15 protein-coding genes are annotated in these 16859 nt (G+C 65.1%); 6 read left to right on the forward strand and 9 right to left on the reverse strand.

Annotated features, from left to right (window positions below; genetic code table 11):
* Positions 1-13 precede the first annotated feature (13 nt).
* From HS109_19030 to HS109_19045, 4 genes are read right to left on the reverse strand one after another with little or no spacing between them, the layout of a single operon-like run.
* Entirely contained in the window at positions 14-1216 is a 1203-nt protein-coding gene (locus HS109_19030) for a hypothetical protein (GenBank protein MBE7524454.1), read from the reverse strand.
* Positions 1213-4626: an AAA family ATPase gene (locus HS109_19035; GenBank protein MBE7524455.1), complete on the reverse strand. Its 3414-nt coding sequence runs from the start codon at positions 4624-4626 to the stop codon at positions 1213-1215. Before HS109_19035 ends, HS109_19030 begins: the two co-directional genes overlap by 4 nt.
* A complete protein-coding gene (locus HS109_19040; GenBank protein ID MBE7524456.1) occupies positions 4613-5272 on the reverse strand; it encodes a DUF4194 domain-containing protein in 660 nt (219 codons plus the stop codon). The genes HS109_19035 and HS109_19040 overlap by 14 nt, the downstream gene beginning before the upstream one ends.
* The gene (locus tag HS109_19045; protein ID MBE7524457.1) at positions 5262-6698 is read right to left on the reverse strand and encodes a hypothetical protein; all 1437 of its coding nucleotides are present in this window, start codon (positions 6696-6698) and stop codon (positions 5262-5264) included. The genes HS109_19040 and HS109_19045 overlap by 11 nt, the downstream gene beginning before the upstream one ends.
* A 77-nt stretch (positions 6699-6775) precedes the next feature.
* Between HS109_19045 and HS109_19050 the strand changes: the two genes are divergently transcribed.
* On the forward strand, positions 6776-7597 hold the full coding sequence (locus tag HS109_19050; protein ID MBE7524458.1) for a WYL domain-containing protein: 822 nt from the start codon (positions 6776-6778) through the stop codon (positions 7595-7597).
* A 25-nt stretch (positions 7598-7622) separates the two neighbouring features.
* On the opposite strand, the gene HS109_19055 is transcribed toward HS109_19050, so the two are convergent.
* Positions 7623-8399, reverse strand: a complete 777-nt coding sequence (locus HS109_19055; protein ID MBE7524459.1) for a hypothetical protein — start codon at positions 8397-8399, stop codon at positions 7623-7625.
* Entirely contained in the window at positions 8393-9397 is a 1005-nt protein-coding gene (locus HS109_19060) for a hypothetical protein (protein ID MBE7524460.1), read from the reverse strand. Before HS109_19060 ends, HS109_19055 begins: the two co-directional genes overlap by 7 nt.
* Before the next feature lie 237 nt (positions 9398-9634).
* Between HS109_19060 and HS109_19065 the strand changes: the two genes are divergently transcribed.
* The 5 genes from HS109_19065 to HS109_19085 all read left to right on the forward strand — a co-directional run bounded on the left by HS109_19065 (position 9635) and on the right by HS109_19085 (position 12884).
* Positions 9635-9964 (forward strand): helix-turn-helix transcriptional regulator, encoded by a 330-nt coding sequence (locus tag HS109_19065; protein ID MBE7524461.1) that lies wholly within the window; start codon positions 9635-9637, stop codon positions 9962-9964.
* A gap of 3 nt (positions 9965-9967) precedes the next feature.
* Complete coding sequence (locus HS109_19070) at positions 9968-10687, forward strand: ImmA/IrrE family metallo-endopeptidase (GenBank protein ID MBE7524462.1); 720 nt, start codon at positions 9968-9970, stop codon at positions 10685-10687.
* Between the two features lie 286 nt (positions 10688-10973).
* Entirely contained in the window at positions 10974-11255 is a 282-nt protein-coding gene (locus HS109_19075; protein MBE7524463.1) for a multiubiquitin domain-containing protein, read from the forward strand.
* Positions 11230-12411: a ThiF family adenylyltransferase gene (locus HS109_19080; protein ID MBE7524464.1), complete on the forward strand. Its 1182-nt coding sequence runs from the start codon at positions 11230-11232 to the stop codon at positions 12409-12411. Before HS109_19075 ends, HS109_19080 begins: the two co-directional genes overlap by 26 nt.
* A complete protein-coding gene (locus HS109_19085) occupies positions 12408-12884 on the forward strand; it encodes a hypothetical protein (protein MBE7524465.1) in 477 nt (158 codons plus the stop codon). The genes HS109_19080 and HS109_19085 overlap by 4 nt, the downstream gene beginning before the upstream one ends.
* Positions 12885-13003: 119 nt before the next feature.
* Here HS109_19085 and HS109_19090 read toward each other — a convergent pair whose 3' ends face one another.
* The 3 genes from HS109_19090 to HS109_19100 are packed head-to-tail and all read right to left on the reverse strand — an operon-like array spanning position 13004 to position 16828.
* Positions 13004-13717 (reverse strand): DUF4400 domain-containing protein, encoded by a 714-nt coding sequence (locus HS109_19090; protein MBE7524466.1) that lies wholly within the window; start codon positions 13715-13717, stop codon positions 13004-13006.
* Positions 13707-15704: a type IV conjugative transfer system coupling protein TraD gene (traD, locus tag HS109_19095; GenBank protein MBE7524467.1), complete on the reverse strand. Its 1998-nt coding sequence runs from the start codon at positions 15702-15704 to the stop codon at positions 13707-13709. The genes HS109_19090 and traD overlap by 11 nt, the downstream gene beginning before the upstream one ends.
* Positions 15704-16828, reverse strand: coding sequence for a TraI domain-containing protein (locus HS109_19100; GenBank protein ID MBE7524468.1), 1125 nt, complete (start codon positions 16826-16828; stop codon positions 15704-15706). Before HS109_19100 ends, traD begins: the two co-directional genes overlap by 1 nt.
* Between the last annotated feature and the right edge of the window lie 31 nt (positions 16829-16859).

Consider the following 16859-nt stretch of genomic DNA (forward strand, 5'->3'; position numbering starts at 1 on the left):
GCGATTTCCGGTGCTATGGCCAGGACGCTGGAAGTGATTCCTGCTCCACCGCAATCCGGTGCGCCGATACCCATCGAGCCGGCGCGTCCCAATTCCACCGGGCGCAGAGCTTCTCGATCATCGACACTTCTGCGTCCGCGAGTGCACGTCGAGACGAGACAGAGTCGAGACGCGCGACATCGGGGCTCATGGCGTGCAGTTCGACGCGTCGCCCCACTTCTCCGCCGCAGGCGGCCAGGTGATCGGCAATTCGGAATCCGCCCGCATCGATGTCGCCCCAGTGGAACACCCTGGCCTCGATTGGAAGCGACTTCAGCAACAAGCGGTACACACGCTTCCACGAAGGACTGGGCATGCCACCCGTGTAGAGAAGAACCGCGGCGGGCATGTGCTGCCGCTGTCCGACCAACTCATGAAAGGTCGTGAGGTTCTCGACCGTCAACAAAAGGGTCACGGTCTCACAGGATACGAAGCCCTTGATCACCGATGGCGGAAAGCCAAGATACGGCGCGCCAATCGGGACATGCTGGCCGCCGACGCTTACCTGAAGCGCGCCACTGATCAGCACTGTCGGCGGAAACTTGACGAGCCCGAGCTCGTTGAATACGTCTTCCGGATCGCGGACTGGGGCGGCTACCTCACCCTGGATCAGGACATCGATGGGTGCAGCGAGCTGTTCGACGCGCTTGCTGTCGCCTGTCAGCTGCGCGCTCAATCTGCGCACTGCCACGTCAGTCGGGCCCTGCGCACGGCAGTGGGACACGACGGCGATCGCATACCTCCATGACTCGACATCCTCGGGGCCAGTTCCGCGAACCTTCGCGCCGCGCCGCCAAGACGCCAGCACCTCCTCCAGCACCGGGTGCTCCGTCAGGAAGGGCCCAAGATCCTGTGCGGCCTTGGCGACTGCATCCCATCGCGGTACCACTCCCAAGTGCCGAGCCAGCGCTTCACGATCCAACAGCTGAATTCGGAGGATCTGATTTCGTTCGCCCGCTCGTCGGTCCCACTCGATGGTGATCGCTCCGTCGCGTTCGGCGAGCAGGAGGTCACCATGGCATGCCTCCTTCTCAGCGTGCGTGCCGATGGCCGAATAGGCGGGCAAGGACTCGCTGGAGAAGCGCAGACCGATGTTTCGGCCATCCTCGCTCTTCCCCGACGCGCTCTCCGCCCTACGAAGGAGTTTCAGCAGCGCCTGGCTGGCTACCGGGTTCATGCCGGGCTACCGAACTTCGCCGCCATCTGTTCAACGAGTTGCGGATTACGGCTCGGCATGTCGGTCTCGAGGAGCCGTCGGGCGTCGTCCTTGACGATCACCTCGCTCGTAAAGACATCCGATCCGAAGCGATCCAGATCGTAGTAAGAGTCGAGGATCGGGACCAGCTTCCCGACGTCCGCGTCCGGCGCTGCCATGACGAGTTGCAGCCCGAGCGATCGCAGGAACTGTGCCGTGACATACGCGTTCTGGGCATCGAAGCCGTGAAACGCCTCGTCGATGATCATCACGGCAGCGCCCTCGTGGGTCTCCCCTGACTTCAGGCGATAGGCATTGGCGAGCGAAGCGCCTGCGATGACGTAGAAGGGCACGAGGTGCTCGCCGTTCGACCCCACGCCCAGCCGCTTGCTGAGCGAATCGACTTTCTTGTCGCCGACGCGTATCTCGAGGTCGAAGTTGAACAGGAGTCGATAGTCTTCGAGCGGGTTATTGGCTTTGTCGGCGCCGGTCTCACACGCCTCGAGGAACGAAACCAGCTTCTTCTGGACGTCGTCGGCCGCCTCGAACAAGGGCGAGGACCCCGACTCCAGAAAAGCGCTGCTCTGGATGAGCTCGTACAGCGCCTTGTGTGCGAGCGCGGGTGTGGCCACGAATCGGTACTTCTCGCCGCCGGTGAATTCCGGGCACGCACGGAGGATTCTGTTCAGATCATCGATGTCGTGCTCTACACGCTTGATCGCCTCGCGCATGCGGTAGGCAACGTCGGCACGGAACGATTGGTTGGCTGCCTCGCGCGCCGCCTTGGCCTCTTGCTCGTATTCCACCAGGGTCGAAGCGGTGAGCTTCTGGACGTGGTTCCGGACCCACGCCGCAGCCTTTCGCCAGTCACCTCGCTCTTCGACGAGGTTGATCGACATCTCGTTGATGAATGCCGTGAACTCGGCCTTGGCATCCGACTCCGACCTGACGATCCGGTCGTTCGCCCGCCTTGCTTCAGTCTCCAGGTACGTCAGGGCCGCGACAGGACCCTCGGCTGAGTCGAATTCGCGCGCTTTGTCATAGGTGGTCGTTGCCGCTTCAACGTCATAGTCGACATCCTCTGCGGCGGCGCCATACCGCGTCTGCAGATCAGTGAGGTCGCCCTGCGCCTTGCCCAGATTCGTCCGTGTCTCTTCGAGCGCGCCCCGCTTCGTGCCTCGCGCCTCGCTCAGTTCGCGCAGGCCGCGTTCGACATCGTCGGCCGCACGCTTGGCGTCGTCGATTCGACGCTTTAGCTCCACGAGGTGGCTTGGCAGGTCGATCGTGGTCGGGTCCGGTGTGTCGTCCAGCGAACGCTTCGCTTCTTGCAGCTCCTCGAGCGACACGCGAATGCGCTCCGGCGTGACGTCGCGCAGGACGCTTGTCACGCGGTTCGCCGCTTCAATGGCGAGCCGCACCCCGTTCCTGGCCTCGCCGTCCGCCCGGGTCGCTTCCAAGACCTCCGCTCGCAGGACCTCCCGCTCTTCGCTCGAAATGCGAGCACCCAACACCCATTCCGACGAAGGCACCAGGCGGATTCTTCGCGTTCCACCGTTGGCGCTCAGCATGCCGTCGCGCGTCAGGGCACGCTCATGCCGTTCAAGTTCCTCCTCGGTGTCGACCTGGCGCATCTGCCCCATGAGACGACGCAGGTATGTCAGCGCGATGCTGTTCGAGCTTTCGAGGAGCGACGCCACGGTCGTTGCGTCGTATGTGCGCTTCAGGTCATCGCGGATGTGCGACGGCTGCACGATCGTGACCTCGAACAGCGGGCTAGGTGCGGTTCGAAGCAGGCGGACCGCTTCCCGTTCCCGGCCGTAGGCAACGACGAGGGCATGCCGATTGCGGCCAAGGAACGACTCGATCGCGGACTGCCAGGACGAGTCCTTCACAGTGACGACGCTGCCGACCGTGACGCTTTCGATGCCGGCGGAGCGAAACATCGCCATCGCCGCTGCGACGTCGCCCGAATCCGTCAGGCGGATGCCCTTCTCGGCGGCCTTCGCCCGCTCCGTCGCACTGGCGAGGCGCTGGGCTGCGAGTGCAGCGCGCTCCTCGAGCAGTTGCCGAAGACTCGCAAGGTCTCCAGCCGCCGCGCTGAGCGCCGCGAGCGCTTCGCCATATGCGTCGGAGTCCGGCAGGGTTCCAGCACGCGCCAGCGCCTCCCACTTCGGGACGAGACGGGCGATCTCCGACAACGACGCGGCGTCGGCCGTGCGGCTGATGCTCTGCACAGAGTCGAGCGCATCCCGCACTTCCAGAACGAGCCGCTCCACCGCCCGCCGGCAAGTCGTCACGCTGGTCTGCAGGGCAGCCCTGAGCTGACGCGCGTACTCGGGGTTCTGGGAGGCTGGATCCGCGTTGTAGGCCGCCAGGAGCCTCTGATGTTCCTCTCGCGCCGCCTCCATCCGGCGCGTGCCCTCGTCGATCGACATCGCAAGCGTGTCGATCTCGCCGGACAGTTCCCGCTCTCGCAACAAGAGGTTGCTGACGCGCTGGTCTGCCGACTCTACTTGCAGAAGAAGCCGCACTGCGTTCGCGACGGCGCGAGTCCGGTACTGGGCTGCGACGCTGTTGAATCGCTTGTCGATGTCCGTCAGACGCGCGATCTGTTGCTTGACCTCCTCGATCTGCAGAACGAGCGAGCGCACGGTCTTGATGTGCTTCAAGGTTCCCTGCTTGTCGATCGGCTGTGCGTCGACGAGGTAGCCGCGCAGGTAGTCGTTGACGCTCTGGATGCCTTTCAGCCGAAGACTCTGGGCGAGCGCGCGAAGGAACTTGTCCTTGTCGATCGCGCGCCCCTTGTGCTGCAGCACGTGCAGCAGTTCGTTCAGGTACGTCTCCGGCTTCGCCGTCAGCGTGGGAGTCCGTCCTGCCTGCCTGGCAAGCCTGCGCGCCAGGGCCTCGAAGGTCGGCCAGTCCAGAGGCGCCTTGCCCCCATCGTCGAGCGCGCCAAGATGATCTTCCAACGCGAGTCGAACGCCCGGCAGGATGTACAAGCCGAGGGTTCGATGGTTCTTGTCGGTCGCCACGGAATGAAGGCAAACGCCCGCGCTGACGACGTCGGCGGCCGACTCGCCTTCGAAGATCAAGGTGATGTAGGACAGCGCCTCGTCGCGCTTGCGGGCCAATACGCCCTGATCCCCCTCGCCGGAGCGCATCGTGCCGAGCGCATAGTCTCGGACCGAGCGATGGTCTCTGTGCACCGACTGAGCATTGAAGTGCATGTGATTGCCGTGCGCGCCTACGAGGGCAATCTGCACCGCATCCGCGAGGCTTGTCTTGCCCGCCCCGTTAGGCCCCAGGAATGCCGTTCCGCCGCGGCGGAGGTTGAAGGTTTCGTAGTCCCAGAACGAGAACTGCACGAGATGCAGGGTGCTAAGCGTCTTCACGTGCAGCCTCCTGTGCGCTCGCGACGCCATCGACCGAGGGGTCGCTCGAGACCAAGGTCGACTTCAGATGCGCGCCGAAGCGGTTGACGGCGTGCTCGCTCAGCACCTCGGCGATTGCCGGAAGAATCGCCACCGCGAACGGCTGGGGATCACCCTCGGGCGTATCGATCAGACGGGCCAGTCCACATCGTGCGGCGGTCTTCACCAACCCCTTCACCACGCCCTGGTTCTTCGTATCCAAGGTGCGTCCGGTGATCGACCTGTACGTGGCGACCAGTTCTTCGATCCCCACGACGGCGTCACCCTCATCCGTGAGTTCGCCGGCGCTGCCACGCAGGTGGTAGAGCTGTCGCAGGACGAGAAGAAACAGCGTGTCCTGGGTGTCGAGCGGCGTGAGCTTGACCGTTTCCGGAACGACGTAGCAGAAAGCTAGCCGCTCGTTGAAGCCGAGGCGAAGACCCATGAGCTCCACAGCCTCCTCGAACTCGCGACGGTGCGCCGAGACGATCCGAAAGGCCGTGCTCTGATGGTTGAAGCGGGCATACAGGCACTGTTGCGCGATCAGCTGATACAGCGACTGTTTGAAATCGTCGACCGTGTAGATCCCGTCGGATGCCTCCGCCAACGATCGCCAGTTACGTGGCATCGCGATCCCTCCAAGTGACCTGAAAGTTCGGAACGTTGAAGTACTGCGTGTCCGCTCGGCTGCCTGCAATCAGCGAGACCTCGAAACCAAGGCTGCGCAGGAGCGGATTGCGCCGCACCGCGGCGGGGTTGCGGGAGCTGATGCCGGCGAGACGCATGAGTACGAGATAGGAAACGGCATCGGGGACGCTGCCGACCGGGAGGTCTTGCGCAGTGACCCGCGCTCCTGGCGAGAGGTGCTCGGCGATGTAGCGGCGCACGGCGGCCGGCGCCGTGTCGCGATGGGCGATCATCGCCTTGCGCAGGAAGTGAACGGCCTTCTCGTGAGGGGTCATCTCCCTCTTGCGCAACGCCGTGCGTTTGGGAACTGGCGGCGGCTCGACCGGAAGCCTTAAACGGTTGTCGCCGACCACGGGTAACGGCGAAAGAAGTCGACCCTCGAGCGCAACGCCGCGATCATCGGCGGCGACGATCGCCCGTACCGTGTCCGCGATCACCTCCTCGATGCGCTCAGAGGCCTTCAATCGATAACCGAGGTAGGCGACTGCGCGCTGTGTCGCGGCATCCATCACCCGGTCCATGCGATCGAGGAACTTCTCGACGTCGAGGAGACGCCGAAAACGCTGTACATCGCGCTCCAGCAACTCTTCCTCTTCACCGGGCCGGTTGCCGGGGAGCTCCGCATAGCCCTGCAGCAAGGCAGCGCGCGCCGGACCCTCCAAGGCGACCGCGTTGACGAGCTCGATGATTTCGTAGCGCAGTCGCAGCGGGTGGTTCTCGGTGCGAAGCTGCTTGAAGTCGCGAACGTAGAGCTCGCTGATGTGCTCGCTGAAGAATCGCCGGACGAAGACTGGCGTCTCGGCCTCTTGTGTGAGCTCCTTCATCAGGTCCCGGACGCGCAGGGTGGTCGCATTCAGCGAGTTGATGAGCCGCACGCAGAGCTGCGCCGCACTCACGAAGCCTCCCGCCTGACCTCGGGGATCCTGCGAAACGCTCTTGAGCTGGTTGTAGACCAGGAGGACGTTGCCGCCGAAGAGCTGAGGCCCTTCCGTCACGAACTGCTGGATGGTGTCGAAGAACCGGGCGACCACGGGTCGCATGCTCACGAAGCGACGCAACCCAACCCGCTCCTCGGTCAGCCAGCCAGTCTCGACGAGACGTGCCAGCAGCTGATTGGCCTGGATCGACAGCGGTGTGGCCACCTCGGGCACGGGATCGTCGCCTTCGTGCTCCCAACCCGCGTCAAGCAGGAAGCGCTCGATTTCCTTCACGATCTGGTCGTGCAGGTACCCGTCAGCGTACGGGGGCACGGCATCCGGGCCGAAGTAGCGATCCGACAGACGCACCAACAGATCCCAGGCGCGACGATTGTTGCGTCCGGTCAGCGCCGCGAAGAGCCCGTGAGGGATCCGATCGAAGAGGTTCATGTCTTATCCTTGACGCTAAGTTATACTACGAGCTAAATTGGCTTGCAAGTCAAGTTAGCCTGTAGGATAATTTCGGCATGGACTCTGCGGCAGATCGAGTAGCCGATCTCGAGACCGTCCTCCTCTGGGAGGGCGAGATCGACAACCACCGAATCCGGGAACTGCTCGGCGTCCAAGCCGTCTGGGCGAGCCGCCTGATGGGCGCCCTCCGGAAGCGCGTGGGCGATCGGGCAGCGCGTTCGACCGCTCACGCGCCGCTGCGATTGACCCCCGGTCAGCAGGACCGGGAGAAGCGTCAGTCGCCCGACGACTATCTGCGCATCGTGGCGGGCTCAGAGCCCGTGGCTTCCCGCGACCCGCTGATCGAGGACGCAAGGCGCGATCTCTCGGTCGTGGCGCCGGAGACCTTTGCGGCGGTCGTGCAGGCGATACGAAAGGGAATCGGCCTGCAGCTCGTCTACCGATCGATGAACCACCCGACCGGGACCGACCGCCTTGTGTTCCCGCACGCGCTCGTCCGGGTGCCACGCCGGTGGCACATGCGCGCCTGGTGTACCGAGCGTCGGGACTTCCGCGACTTCACGCTGGGCCGGGTGGCGAACGCCAGTCTCGTGGAATCGCCAGCGCCAGCGCGGCGATCGGACGACAAGGACTGGAACGAGATCACCACCGTAACGATCGTGGCGCATCCCGATCTCACGGCCGAGCAGCAGAGCATGATCGCGGCCGAGTACTTCCCCGGGGCCAGTGCACGTCAGCTGAGCGTGCGCCGCTGCCTCGTCGGGTACATCGTTCAAGACCTGCGGCTGGCGACCAACCCGGCCAAGCACAAGCCGCCCGAGTTCCAGTTGCTCGTCAGCAATGCAGAGAGGCTCGGGGACGCGATCTGGGCCGAATAGCCGCTGCCCGGTCGCCAGATGACGATCACGTCTCGCGCGGTCGATTCAAGCCGTAGGCCTGCGCGATCCGTTCGGCAATCTCTCCGACGCTGCTGTTGATCTTGAGCGACTTCGGATCGATCGAGCGATCTGTCTCGATCGCGTCGAGAAATCGGTTCAAGTCCTGCGCGATTCGCTCGGCGACTGGTATTCGGGTGTCCGGGGCCAGCAACTGCGACAGGCGGAGTACGTCGTTCGCGTGCTTCCGGATGTTCTTCGTGTCGATCGGCTCACCCTTGGCTTGACGTTCGCCGAGGTCCAACCAGGCGCTGGCCTTGAGCGGGATCAGCCTGTCCTCGCCCACCCAGGGCAGGCCATCGACTTCCCTGCGCCCGGCCAGGATGAACTCGTAGTACGCATCGTCGAGCAAGATTGCGGACAAGCTCGCCACCGCCTCGTCGATGGGAATCGGCGTGAGGTGACTTCCTTCGGCCAACCTGATCCCCTCGGGGGCCCGGCAGAACAGCTCGAGCATGGCGGGAAAGCGCTCATCGGCCGGCTTCTGGAATCGATAGAAGACCGGCTTCCCGGTGTCACTGGCCTGCCGGATTTCGTAGCGGCCCGCCTCGATGAAGCGCCAGAACACTTCGCCGAATGACGGGCTGAGCGCTTCGATGTGAAGGACGATGTCCAGGTCTTTCGTGGCCCGGAACTCGAGCCCCGCCTCTTCCATCGCAAGGGTCGCGGCCGTGCCACCGATCAGTACGAATTGATCGGCGAGGCCGGCGAAGTGCTCGCGAAAGACGTCCAGTCCCCTCACCACGGAAGGTGCCCCTTGAGTTCATCCAGCGCGAGTTGAACACGCTCGTCCTGGTTGCCTTGCAGGCTGAGTGTCAAGGAAAGCGGATCGACGGTGTCGCCGTCTCGCACGAGTGCCGGGCTGTAGTGCCAGATCTCCCATTCGCAGGCACCCGGTATCGGTTCGGGCAGCGTCTCGAAGCCCACGTGTGTCGCCGCCTTCCACTCCGCCTTGCCGACGGCGTAGGTCGGCCACTGAGGCTCGGTGAGCATCGAAAATCGCGCGAGCGCGCTCAGACCCGCGAGCCTCAACGGGCGCGGCCTCGACTTCGGAGGGGGACGGACCCAGACCCGGCGCTTGACCGGGCTGCGCAGCAGGGGTCTCGCGTGCTCCCAGGTCTGCGCGGCGGTGCGATCCGCATGGAGCCATCGTGCCCTCCCCTCAGTGCGCAACGTCGCGATGCCTGCGGCCGTGAGCTCCTTGACTGCTCGCGACAGGGTCATCGGGGTGTAGCCCAGCTCGCCGACCACCTCGGCGGGCCGCCACTCGGCGCGCCACGGCCTGCGCAGCAGGACCGCGATCAGCATCGCCTGCGTCGCCGGGCTGAGCGCGGTCTGTGCAGCCACCGTCGGCTTGCGAAAGTACTCGCGCAGGTCGATCCCGAGATCCGGCAGGTAGAGTTGGTTGCCCGGCACCAGGAACGGCACCTTCTGCTCGATGAGGCGCTTGCGCTCGTACGATGCGAGCGTGCGGGTGACGTAGACGACCGGCATCCCGGCCAGCTGTCGCAGCTTGTCGATCTGACCTCGAACGGTGGCCAGCGTCGGCCGGTTGGCCCGCTGATCGATCGCCAGGAGAATCTGGCGATCCAGGAGCTTCAGTTCCCGGACCTCGAACGCTTCCTGCAGGAAGTAGGGCAGCTTGCCGGCGCCCGCCCAGGCACGAACCTTGGGCGCGATTCCCAAGGTTTCATGCAGATACGCGTGGACGGCAGCGTCGTCGGCACGCTGGGTGGGGGCCATGTCTAACATAGTGATCGCACGATAACATGATGCATGTTATCGTGCAAGATATTGTTATCTCGGTGCCCCGCAGAGCCTCAGGCCCGCGCGAATGTGACCCGACGCCCAGACGCGCCCCCTCCGGCGTGATGACGGAGCGGGTCGGAAGCGAGCGAGGAAGGGCCACCCACCTTGTGCCCTGCACGCCTCTCGCATATTCTAGAGAACTACGCTGATTAGCGGACAAGCTGATTGCCCATGAGTCAACCCGACCCCGTCACGTTTGGCAGGTACATCGCAGATGCCCGCAAGAAGCTGCAGATGAGCCAGAAGGAGCTTGCGTCGCAGATTCTCCGCGAGGAGGACGACGAACCGATCTCACCCCAGTACCTCAATGACATCGAACGGGACCGCCGCAATCCGTCGTCGGACCACCTGATCCAGCAGTTCGCGAAGGTGCTGAAGATCGACGCCGACTACCTTAGCTACCTTGCCGGCAAGCTCCCCGAGGAGATCCGCCGAAAGAACCTCTCGGAGGACGCGGTGAAAGCGGCGTTCCTCGCGTTCCGCAAGCCGCAGAAGAAGTGACCGATGGTGACATACGTTCGCGATCTGACGGGTCGATTTCTGCAACGCCCGCACTACAAGCCGGAGGAACTGGATCGCGAATGCGAGTCTGTCATCACCGGCTTCCTCAAGGACTTGTACGGCGAAGTCCGCTATCCGGTCGACACCGAGGACTTGAAGAAGCTCATCGAGCGCGACGCGGAGGACCTTGACGTCTACGCGGACCTCTCGATCTACGGGCCCGACGTTGAGGGCGTAACTGAGTTCAAGCCAGGCCGCAAGCCGGTGGTGAAGATCGCCTCGATCCTGACGGAAGACGACCGCCGCGATAGCCGCCTGCGGACGACCCTGACGCACGAGTGGGGGCATGTCCACTTTCACGCTTACCTCTGGGAAGTGGAACCACCGCCGCCCGACCTTCTCCGTCAGCAACCAGATCGCGACAAGATCATCTGCAAACGCGATTCGATGATCGATGCGGCGCAAACCGACTGGATGGAGTGGCAGGCGGGGTATGTCTGCGGCGCGATCCTGATGCCGAAGACGGCCGTGAATGGCCTCTGTCGAACTTTTTCCGAGAACCATGGCATCTACGGCGCGGTGTCGCTGCAGTCAGCCCACGGCTCCGACTTGATCTCGCAGGTCGTAAGCACCTTCAAGGTGTCGTCCGACGCCGCCCGGGTTCGGCTGCTGAAGCTGAACCTCGTCACTGCCGCAGCGCCAAACCAGTCACTCTTCTCCTGAGAGCGCGGCCGCCGAGCACGCGCACTTGCACCTGCTGCGCGCCTTGTGATACGCTAATCCGCGTATCGGCGGATTTGCGGGTTGCGATTGGCGCGACCTGCCGGCCGGGCGAACGACGCAAGGAGATTCTTATGCGCCAAAACACAAGCCGGCATCACCCGGGCCAGAAGATCGGCCGGGACGCCAAGTCAGGTCAATTCATCCCGGTCCGCGAGGCCCAGCGTCGGCCGAGCACCACCACGGTCGAAACCTTGAAGCGCAAGACGCAAGGAAAGTGAGGAATCCCATGAGCACCACCCCCGATCTCGAGCATCAGTCCACCAGCCGCCAGAAGCCCGCGACCATCGTCGTCAACGGGCGCCAGAAGGAGGTCACCGCCCCGGAGCTCTCCTTTGCGGACGTCGTGCGCCTCGCCTTCGAGGACGCCGTGTTCAACGACACGACCGTCTACACGGTCACCTACAAGCGCGGGCACGGCAACAAGCCCGAGGGGACGCTCGTCGAGGGTGACACGGTCAAGGTCAAGGACGGAATGATCTTCAATGTCGCACGAACTGATAAGTCGTAGCTCGGACCTACGGCAGCTGCGGGATGAAGGGTACGAGATTGAAATTCGCTCGAACCACCTCCTGATCCACTCGGTTCCCTACCTGAACTCGGGAGGAGTTGTCCAGCGCGGGACGCTCGTTTCCGACCTGACGCTGGCCGGCGACGTGACCATGCCGCCGGGTAATCACATTGCCTGGTTCATGGGTGAGCATCCGCACCAGAAGGACGGGAGGGAGATACCGCAGATCAAGCACGCCAGCCAAACGACGCAGCTCGCGCAAGACATCGTGGTCAACCACTCGTTCTCGAACAAGCCGCCGCAGGGCTATGCGAACTACCACGAGAAGATGACGCGCTACATCACCATCATCAGTGCGCCTGCGCAGTCGGCCGATCCAGCCGCGACCGCGCGCACCTACAAACCGGTTGCCGCGTCGCCTGATCACAGTGTCTTCCAATACCTCGACACGGCATCGAGCCGCGCCGGCATCTCCGCGCTGTCGGACAAGCTGAAGTCGAGTCGGGTCGCGATCGTCGGTCTGGGTGGCACTGGCTCGTACGTGCTGGATCTGATCGCCAAGACGCCGGTGCGCGAGATCCACCTCTACGATGCCGATTCGTTCCTCCAGCACAACGCATTTCGTGCCCCGTCGGCCGCATCGCTGGACGAACTGAAGGAGCGGCCGACGAAGGTGGCCTACGTCCGGTCGCTCTACTCCAGGATGCATCGCGGCATCGTCGCGCACGAGGAGTACATCTCCGAGATGAACGTCGACTCGCTTCTCGGCTTTGACTTCGTCTTCCTCTGCCTCGATCGCGGTCCGGCGAAGAAGCTGATCGTGGACCGGCTCAGCGTCGGTGCGATGCCGTTCATCGACGTCGGCATCGGCGTCGAGATGACCCCAGAGTCGCTCGCGCTCTGGGCGATTTGCCGAGTGACGACGAGCACACGCGACCAGCGAGAGCACATCTCTCAGCGGGTGTCTTTCTCGGACAATGACAGCGACAACCCGTACGACAAGAACATCCAGGTTGCCGATCTGAACGCGCTCAACGCAGCTTTGGCGGTGATCAAGTGGAAGAAGCTATGCGGCTTCTACCTGGACCTGGAGAAGGAGCACAACACGACGTACACGACGAGCTGCAACCTCCTGACCAGTGACGATCTGCTGTGAAGCGCAACGCACTGACGCCAGAGTTCGTCGAGTTCATACCGTCGACGCTCCAAGAGGGCGTGCTCTACGTCTCCTTGGCCTATTCGACAGCTTCGCACCTCTGTTGTTGCGGATGCGGCAAGGAAGTGGTGACGCCGCTCTCCCCCACCGACTGGAAGCTGGTCTGCGATGGCGAGACCGTATCTCTCGAGCCGTCTATCGGCAACTGGAGCTTTGCGTGTCGATCGCACTACTGGATCCGACGAAACAGAGTTCACTGGGCCGCGCAGATGTCCCGCGAGCGGATCGAGGCTGGCCGCGCCCATGATCGAGCAGCAAAGGCCCGGTACTACGGCGACGAGACGCGGTCGGCGCCCAGATCCGATCCTGCGCGTCCTTCCGACAGGTTTCGACCACCCGGAGCCAATGGCCCCAAGCGCGACGGGCACGGACTATGGGCGAAGCTCGTGGCCTGGCTGAACGGTCCCAGCTGAACCGCGCGCGTTCCATGCGTCCTGGCGGACGCAGCTTCGACTCTCAGTTTCGGGGAGACCAACGTAATGAGGTCGATGCACGGGATTCGGCAGCGCTCAGTGCTCGGGCGTCTCCATGCCTACATGTGCTTCTTGTAGTACGCCCACTGCACGCTGGCCAGCCCGCCCAAGAGGACCGCGCCGAGCGGCATGCACAGCTCCCACCGCACCGGCCCGGGCCAGAGCAGCAGGCAGACGCCGCCCAGCCCCAGCACGGCCACCTGCAGGTACTTGGCCCGGTGGTACAGGCCGGCCGACTCGCGTCCGCCGCAGGCCCGACGGATCGCCCGCTGGGTGAAGCCGTCGGCGGCGCCGACGGCGTAGAGGAGCAGGAGCAGGGGCGCGAACCGCGCCAAGGTCGCCGCGCGCACGCCGAGCAGTTGGGTGCCGACCATCGCCGCTTCGATGCTCTCCCGGTGCGACACGTAGCTGCGCCGCATGACCGTGTCCGGGATCGACAGGGCCGCCCCGTTGGCGAACTGCACGCCCATGTCGTGGATGCCGGTGGCGTCGAACACGATCGAGTACAGCGCGTTGGCGGGCCAGGTGATGGCGCCGGCGCCGGCACCCTGCAGGGCGGCAAGCGCGACGCCGTGCTCGAGGTCGTGCGCGAGCAGTTCGCGCAGGCGCTCGATCCCCTGCGGCCAGACCTTGGACACGAACGTCCAGTCGAGGATCCAGGCGCACAGCAGGAGCGCGGCCAACCCCAGCGCCAGCGAGAAGGCCAGCTTCAGCGGACTCAGCAGCACGCCCGCCAGCGCCCCGTCGTGAAACGCCGCGTTCCTAGAGGACACGCCGGTCCTCCGCCTCGGCGCCTTCGTCCAGGCGATTCCACGGTTCGTCGAGCCGCACTCTCAGCGTTGTCCCGATCGCCGCCAGGCTCGCAGGCATCAGCGGATCGCTCGCAGCCGAGGGCAGCGGCATGCGGATCTTGTGCAGCTGGCCGCCGTGAATCAGCGCGAAGGCCTCGCCCTTGGGCAGCTGCACGAGATCGGTCGGCTCCAGCATCCGAACCGTCTCCGGCGCAATGCGGTCCTCGTTGCGGCTGGCGAAGTCCGCAAAGTCGATCGGATCGTTGGTGTCGGAGACCGACGACGACACGACGGTCGAGACGACGTGCACTTCGGGTAGCTGGCTGGTCAGCAGTTCGGCCGTGGCCACCTCCTTCACCCGCAGCATGATCAGCGTGTTGAAGTTGCCCGCGATCTGCCCGGCCTTGGCCGGCGAGCCGATGCGCGCCTCCACGTCCGACCAGGTCTGCGTGTAGGCGGTCACCTGAAACCCTGCCCCGCCCGCTTTGTTGAGCAGGGGGATGAACTCGTCACCGATCAGCTCGTTGAACTCGTCGGCGTGGATCGCGATCCGCCGCGGCTTCACCTCGCCCGGCAGTCCGCGACCGGTGCCGAACTTGTAGAGGCTGCCGGCCACGCTCGTGAGGTCGGCGAACATCGAGTTGCCCACGGCCGCGGCCACTTCGTAGTCGGACAGCGCGTCGAGCCCGACGTAGACGATGCCGCCCAGGTGGATCACCGAGGTCCAGTCGAACACCGGGCGCCAGTCAGTCGGATCGTCGAGCTCGGGCGAGAGCAGCGAGGCCGTGCGACCGGTGGTGAGCTTCTCCATCAGCGGCAGCAGCGACGCCACCAGCTTGTCGAAGTGGCTCTTCTCGTAGTTGAGCGTCGAGGCGAGCGCGTGGGCGATCGGGTCGTAGAGCTTCTTGCGCCGCGCGTACTCCACCAGGCTGACCGCCCGCGCGCCGCGCGACTGCAGACCCTTGTCGAGGTTCTTCTTGTCGATGGCGAGCGACCGCAACTCCTCGCGCCAGCCGGCAGCGGCGGGCTCGCGGTCGAGCCAGTACTCGAAGTAGTCGATCAGCAGCGGCTCGACGTCGGAGGCGTAGCGGTTGATCTCCTGGTAGTCGGGCTTGCGACCGAGCGCCACGAGCGCGCGGGCCATCACGTTCACGAAGCGCCAGACGAACTCCTTGAACGCCGCCGACTGTCCCTCCGAGGGCAACTGGCCGGCGATGCGGGTGGCGACCTCGGTGATCCTCGAGAAGCTGCCCACCGGGTTGTAGCGCGCCGAGATCTCCGGATGGCCGAGGTGGAACATGAAGAACTCCCCGGCGCGCCCGGCCCGCTCCGCTTCCGCGAACACGCGGCGCAGCAGGTCGACATCGCCCTTGGGGTCGAACACGACCACGACCTCGCCGCGGCGGATGTCCTGGGCGATCAGCAACTCGGCCAGGCGCGTCTTGCCGACACGCGTGGTTCCCAGCACCAGCGTGTGACCGACGCGGTCTTCCAGATCCATCCAGATCTCGCTCTCGTCGGGTTCGACCCCGTGGATGGCGGGATCCCCGCCGACGCTGCTTGAATCTGCCGCCGGCACGAAGCCGGTCAATACACCCGCGAGCGGGCCGCCTCGAAGGAGCGGCTGGTTCGCCGGCAGCCGTGCTTCGTGCAAGCGCTGCGTGTGACGCTGATCCCAGCGAAACCCACGCCCGAGGAAGAGTCGCTCGGTGGACCAAGGAATCTCCGCCGAGCTCAGCTCGTAGCGTCGACGCCGCTGCAGGTTCACGCGATAGCGCAAGGTCCGCAGCGCGGCTGCACCGCGCCACAACGCGTGGCCGAGCAGCGCTGCGGTCAGCGCCAGGTGCCAAGGCGGTGTGACCAGGAACAGTCCCGGGCTGCTCAACACCATCGCCGCGCCCAGCGCCGACACGCAGGCCGCGCCGAGTTCGTGCGCCGGCCGCAGCCGGGCCTCCAGCGGATAGGCCATCACTCCCCGGCCGCCGTGGAGTCGGCCACGCGAACGAGCGCCGGGTTGACCGGTGGCAGCGGATCGACGAAGCGAGCCGGCGCGAGGATCACGACGCCGTGGATGCGGACGTCCTGTCCCCCGTCGTGCCGCCAGGCATAGCCGTGCAGGTTCACGCCGCCGTCGGACCGCAGGTGCCAGCCGGCCCGCAGGACCTCGCGCTGTAGTCGCTTGGCGACGTCGCGGGGCTCGTCGCGGCCGATGCCCTCCTGACGCACGAACGCCCGGAAGATCCCCGGCGATGCGAGCAGCAGACCGTCCTCGACCCGGTGCACGAGCGCCCCTCGCGCGTTGACCGGCAGCGTTCCATCGGCAACGCCCTGCTTCACCCACGCCATGAAGCGCCGAGCACGCTCCGAACCCGTGTCGTCGACACCGTCGAGAAATTCGGGTCCATGGGCTGCAGGCGTGGCCAGCGTCGGTTCCGCGGTCGCCTCCGCCGCACTGGATAGAGGCTCCGGCACATCGGACGGCACCGACACCGCGATCGCCGGGCGCACCCCGGTCGCCGCGCGCTCCACCAGCTCCGCGATGGCGCTGGACGGATCGGCGGCGCCGGTCAGCACGGCGCGCAGCTCGGCGAGCAGTGCCACATCCTCGCCCAGCCATCTCTGGATCAACCCAGGCACCCAGCCCTCGAACCGTCGCGCCGCATCCGCGGACGGCTCGCTGCCGACATCGCGCAGCAGCGCCGCCGCGAACACCGCGTAGGTCCATCGATGCGCGAGTGCCCCCAGCGTCTCCGGCGGCGCATTGCGCGGCAGGATCTGGCCGCGTCGGTGATCGAGTGCGCGCAGGACGATCGCCAGCGCGCGATGCAGCCGTCCGCCTGGTCCGCCGTAGCGAAGCGAACCCGATACCGACTGCAGCTGCACGTACTCCGCATAACGCTCGATCAGCGGCTGCGCCGCCAGCGCAAAGGTCTCCGGCGGAAAGCCCATGCGGACGCGGACGAGCACGACCAGGTTCGCCACGCCGCTGCGCTCCAGGATCTCCTGCGCCGATAGCGCCGGCGATTCGCGCGAGACGAGCGCGTCGATCGCGCGCGTTGTCACGTCTGAGCTCTGCGTGTCGTTGAAGGTCATTCGACCAGTATTCCGGGCGCCTCGAAGACGC

This window comes from Burkholderiales bacterium, assembly GCA_015075645.1.
GTDB lineage: Bacteria > Pseudomonadota > Gammaproteobacteria > Burkholderiales > Casimicrobiaceae > VBCG01.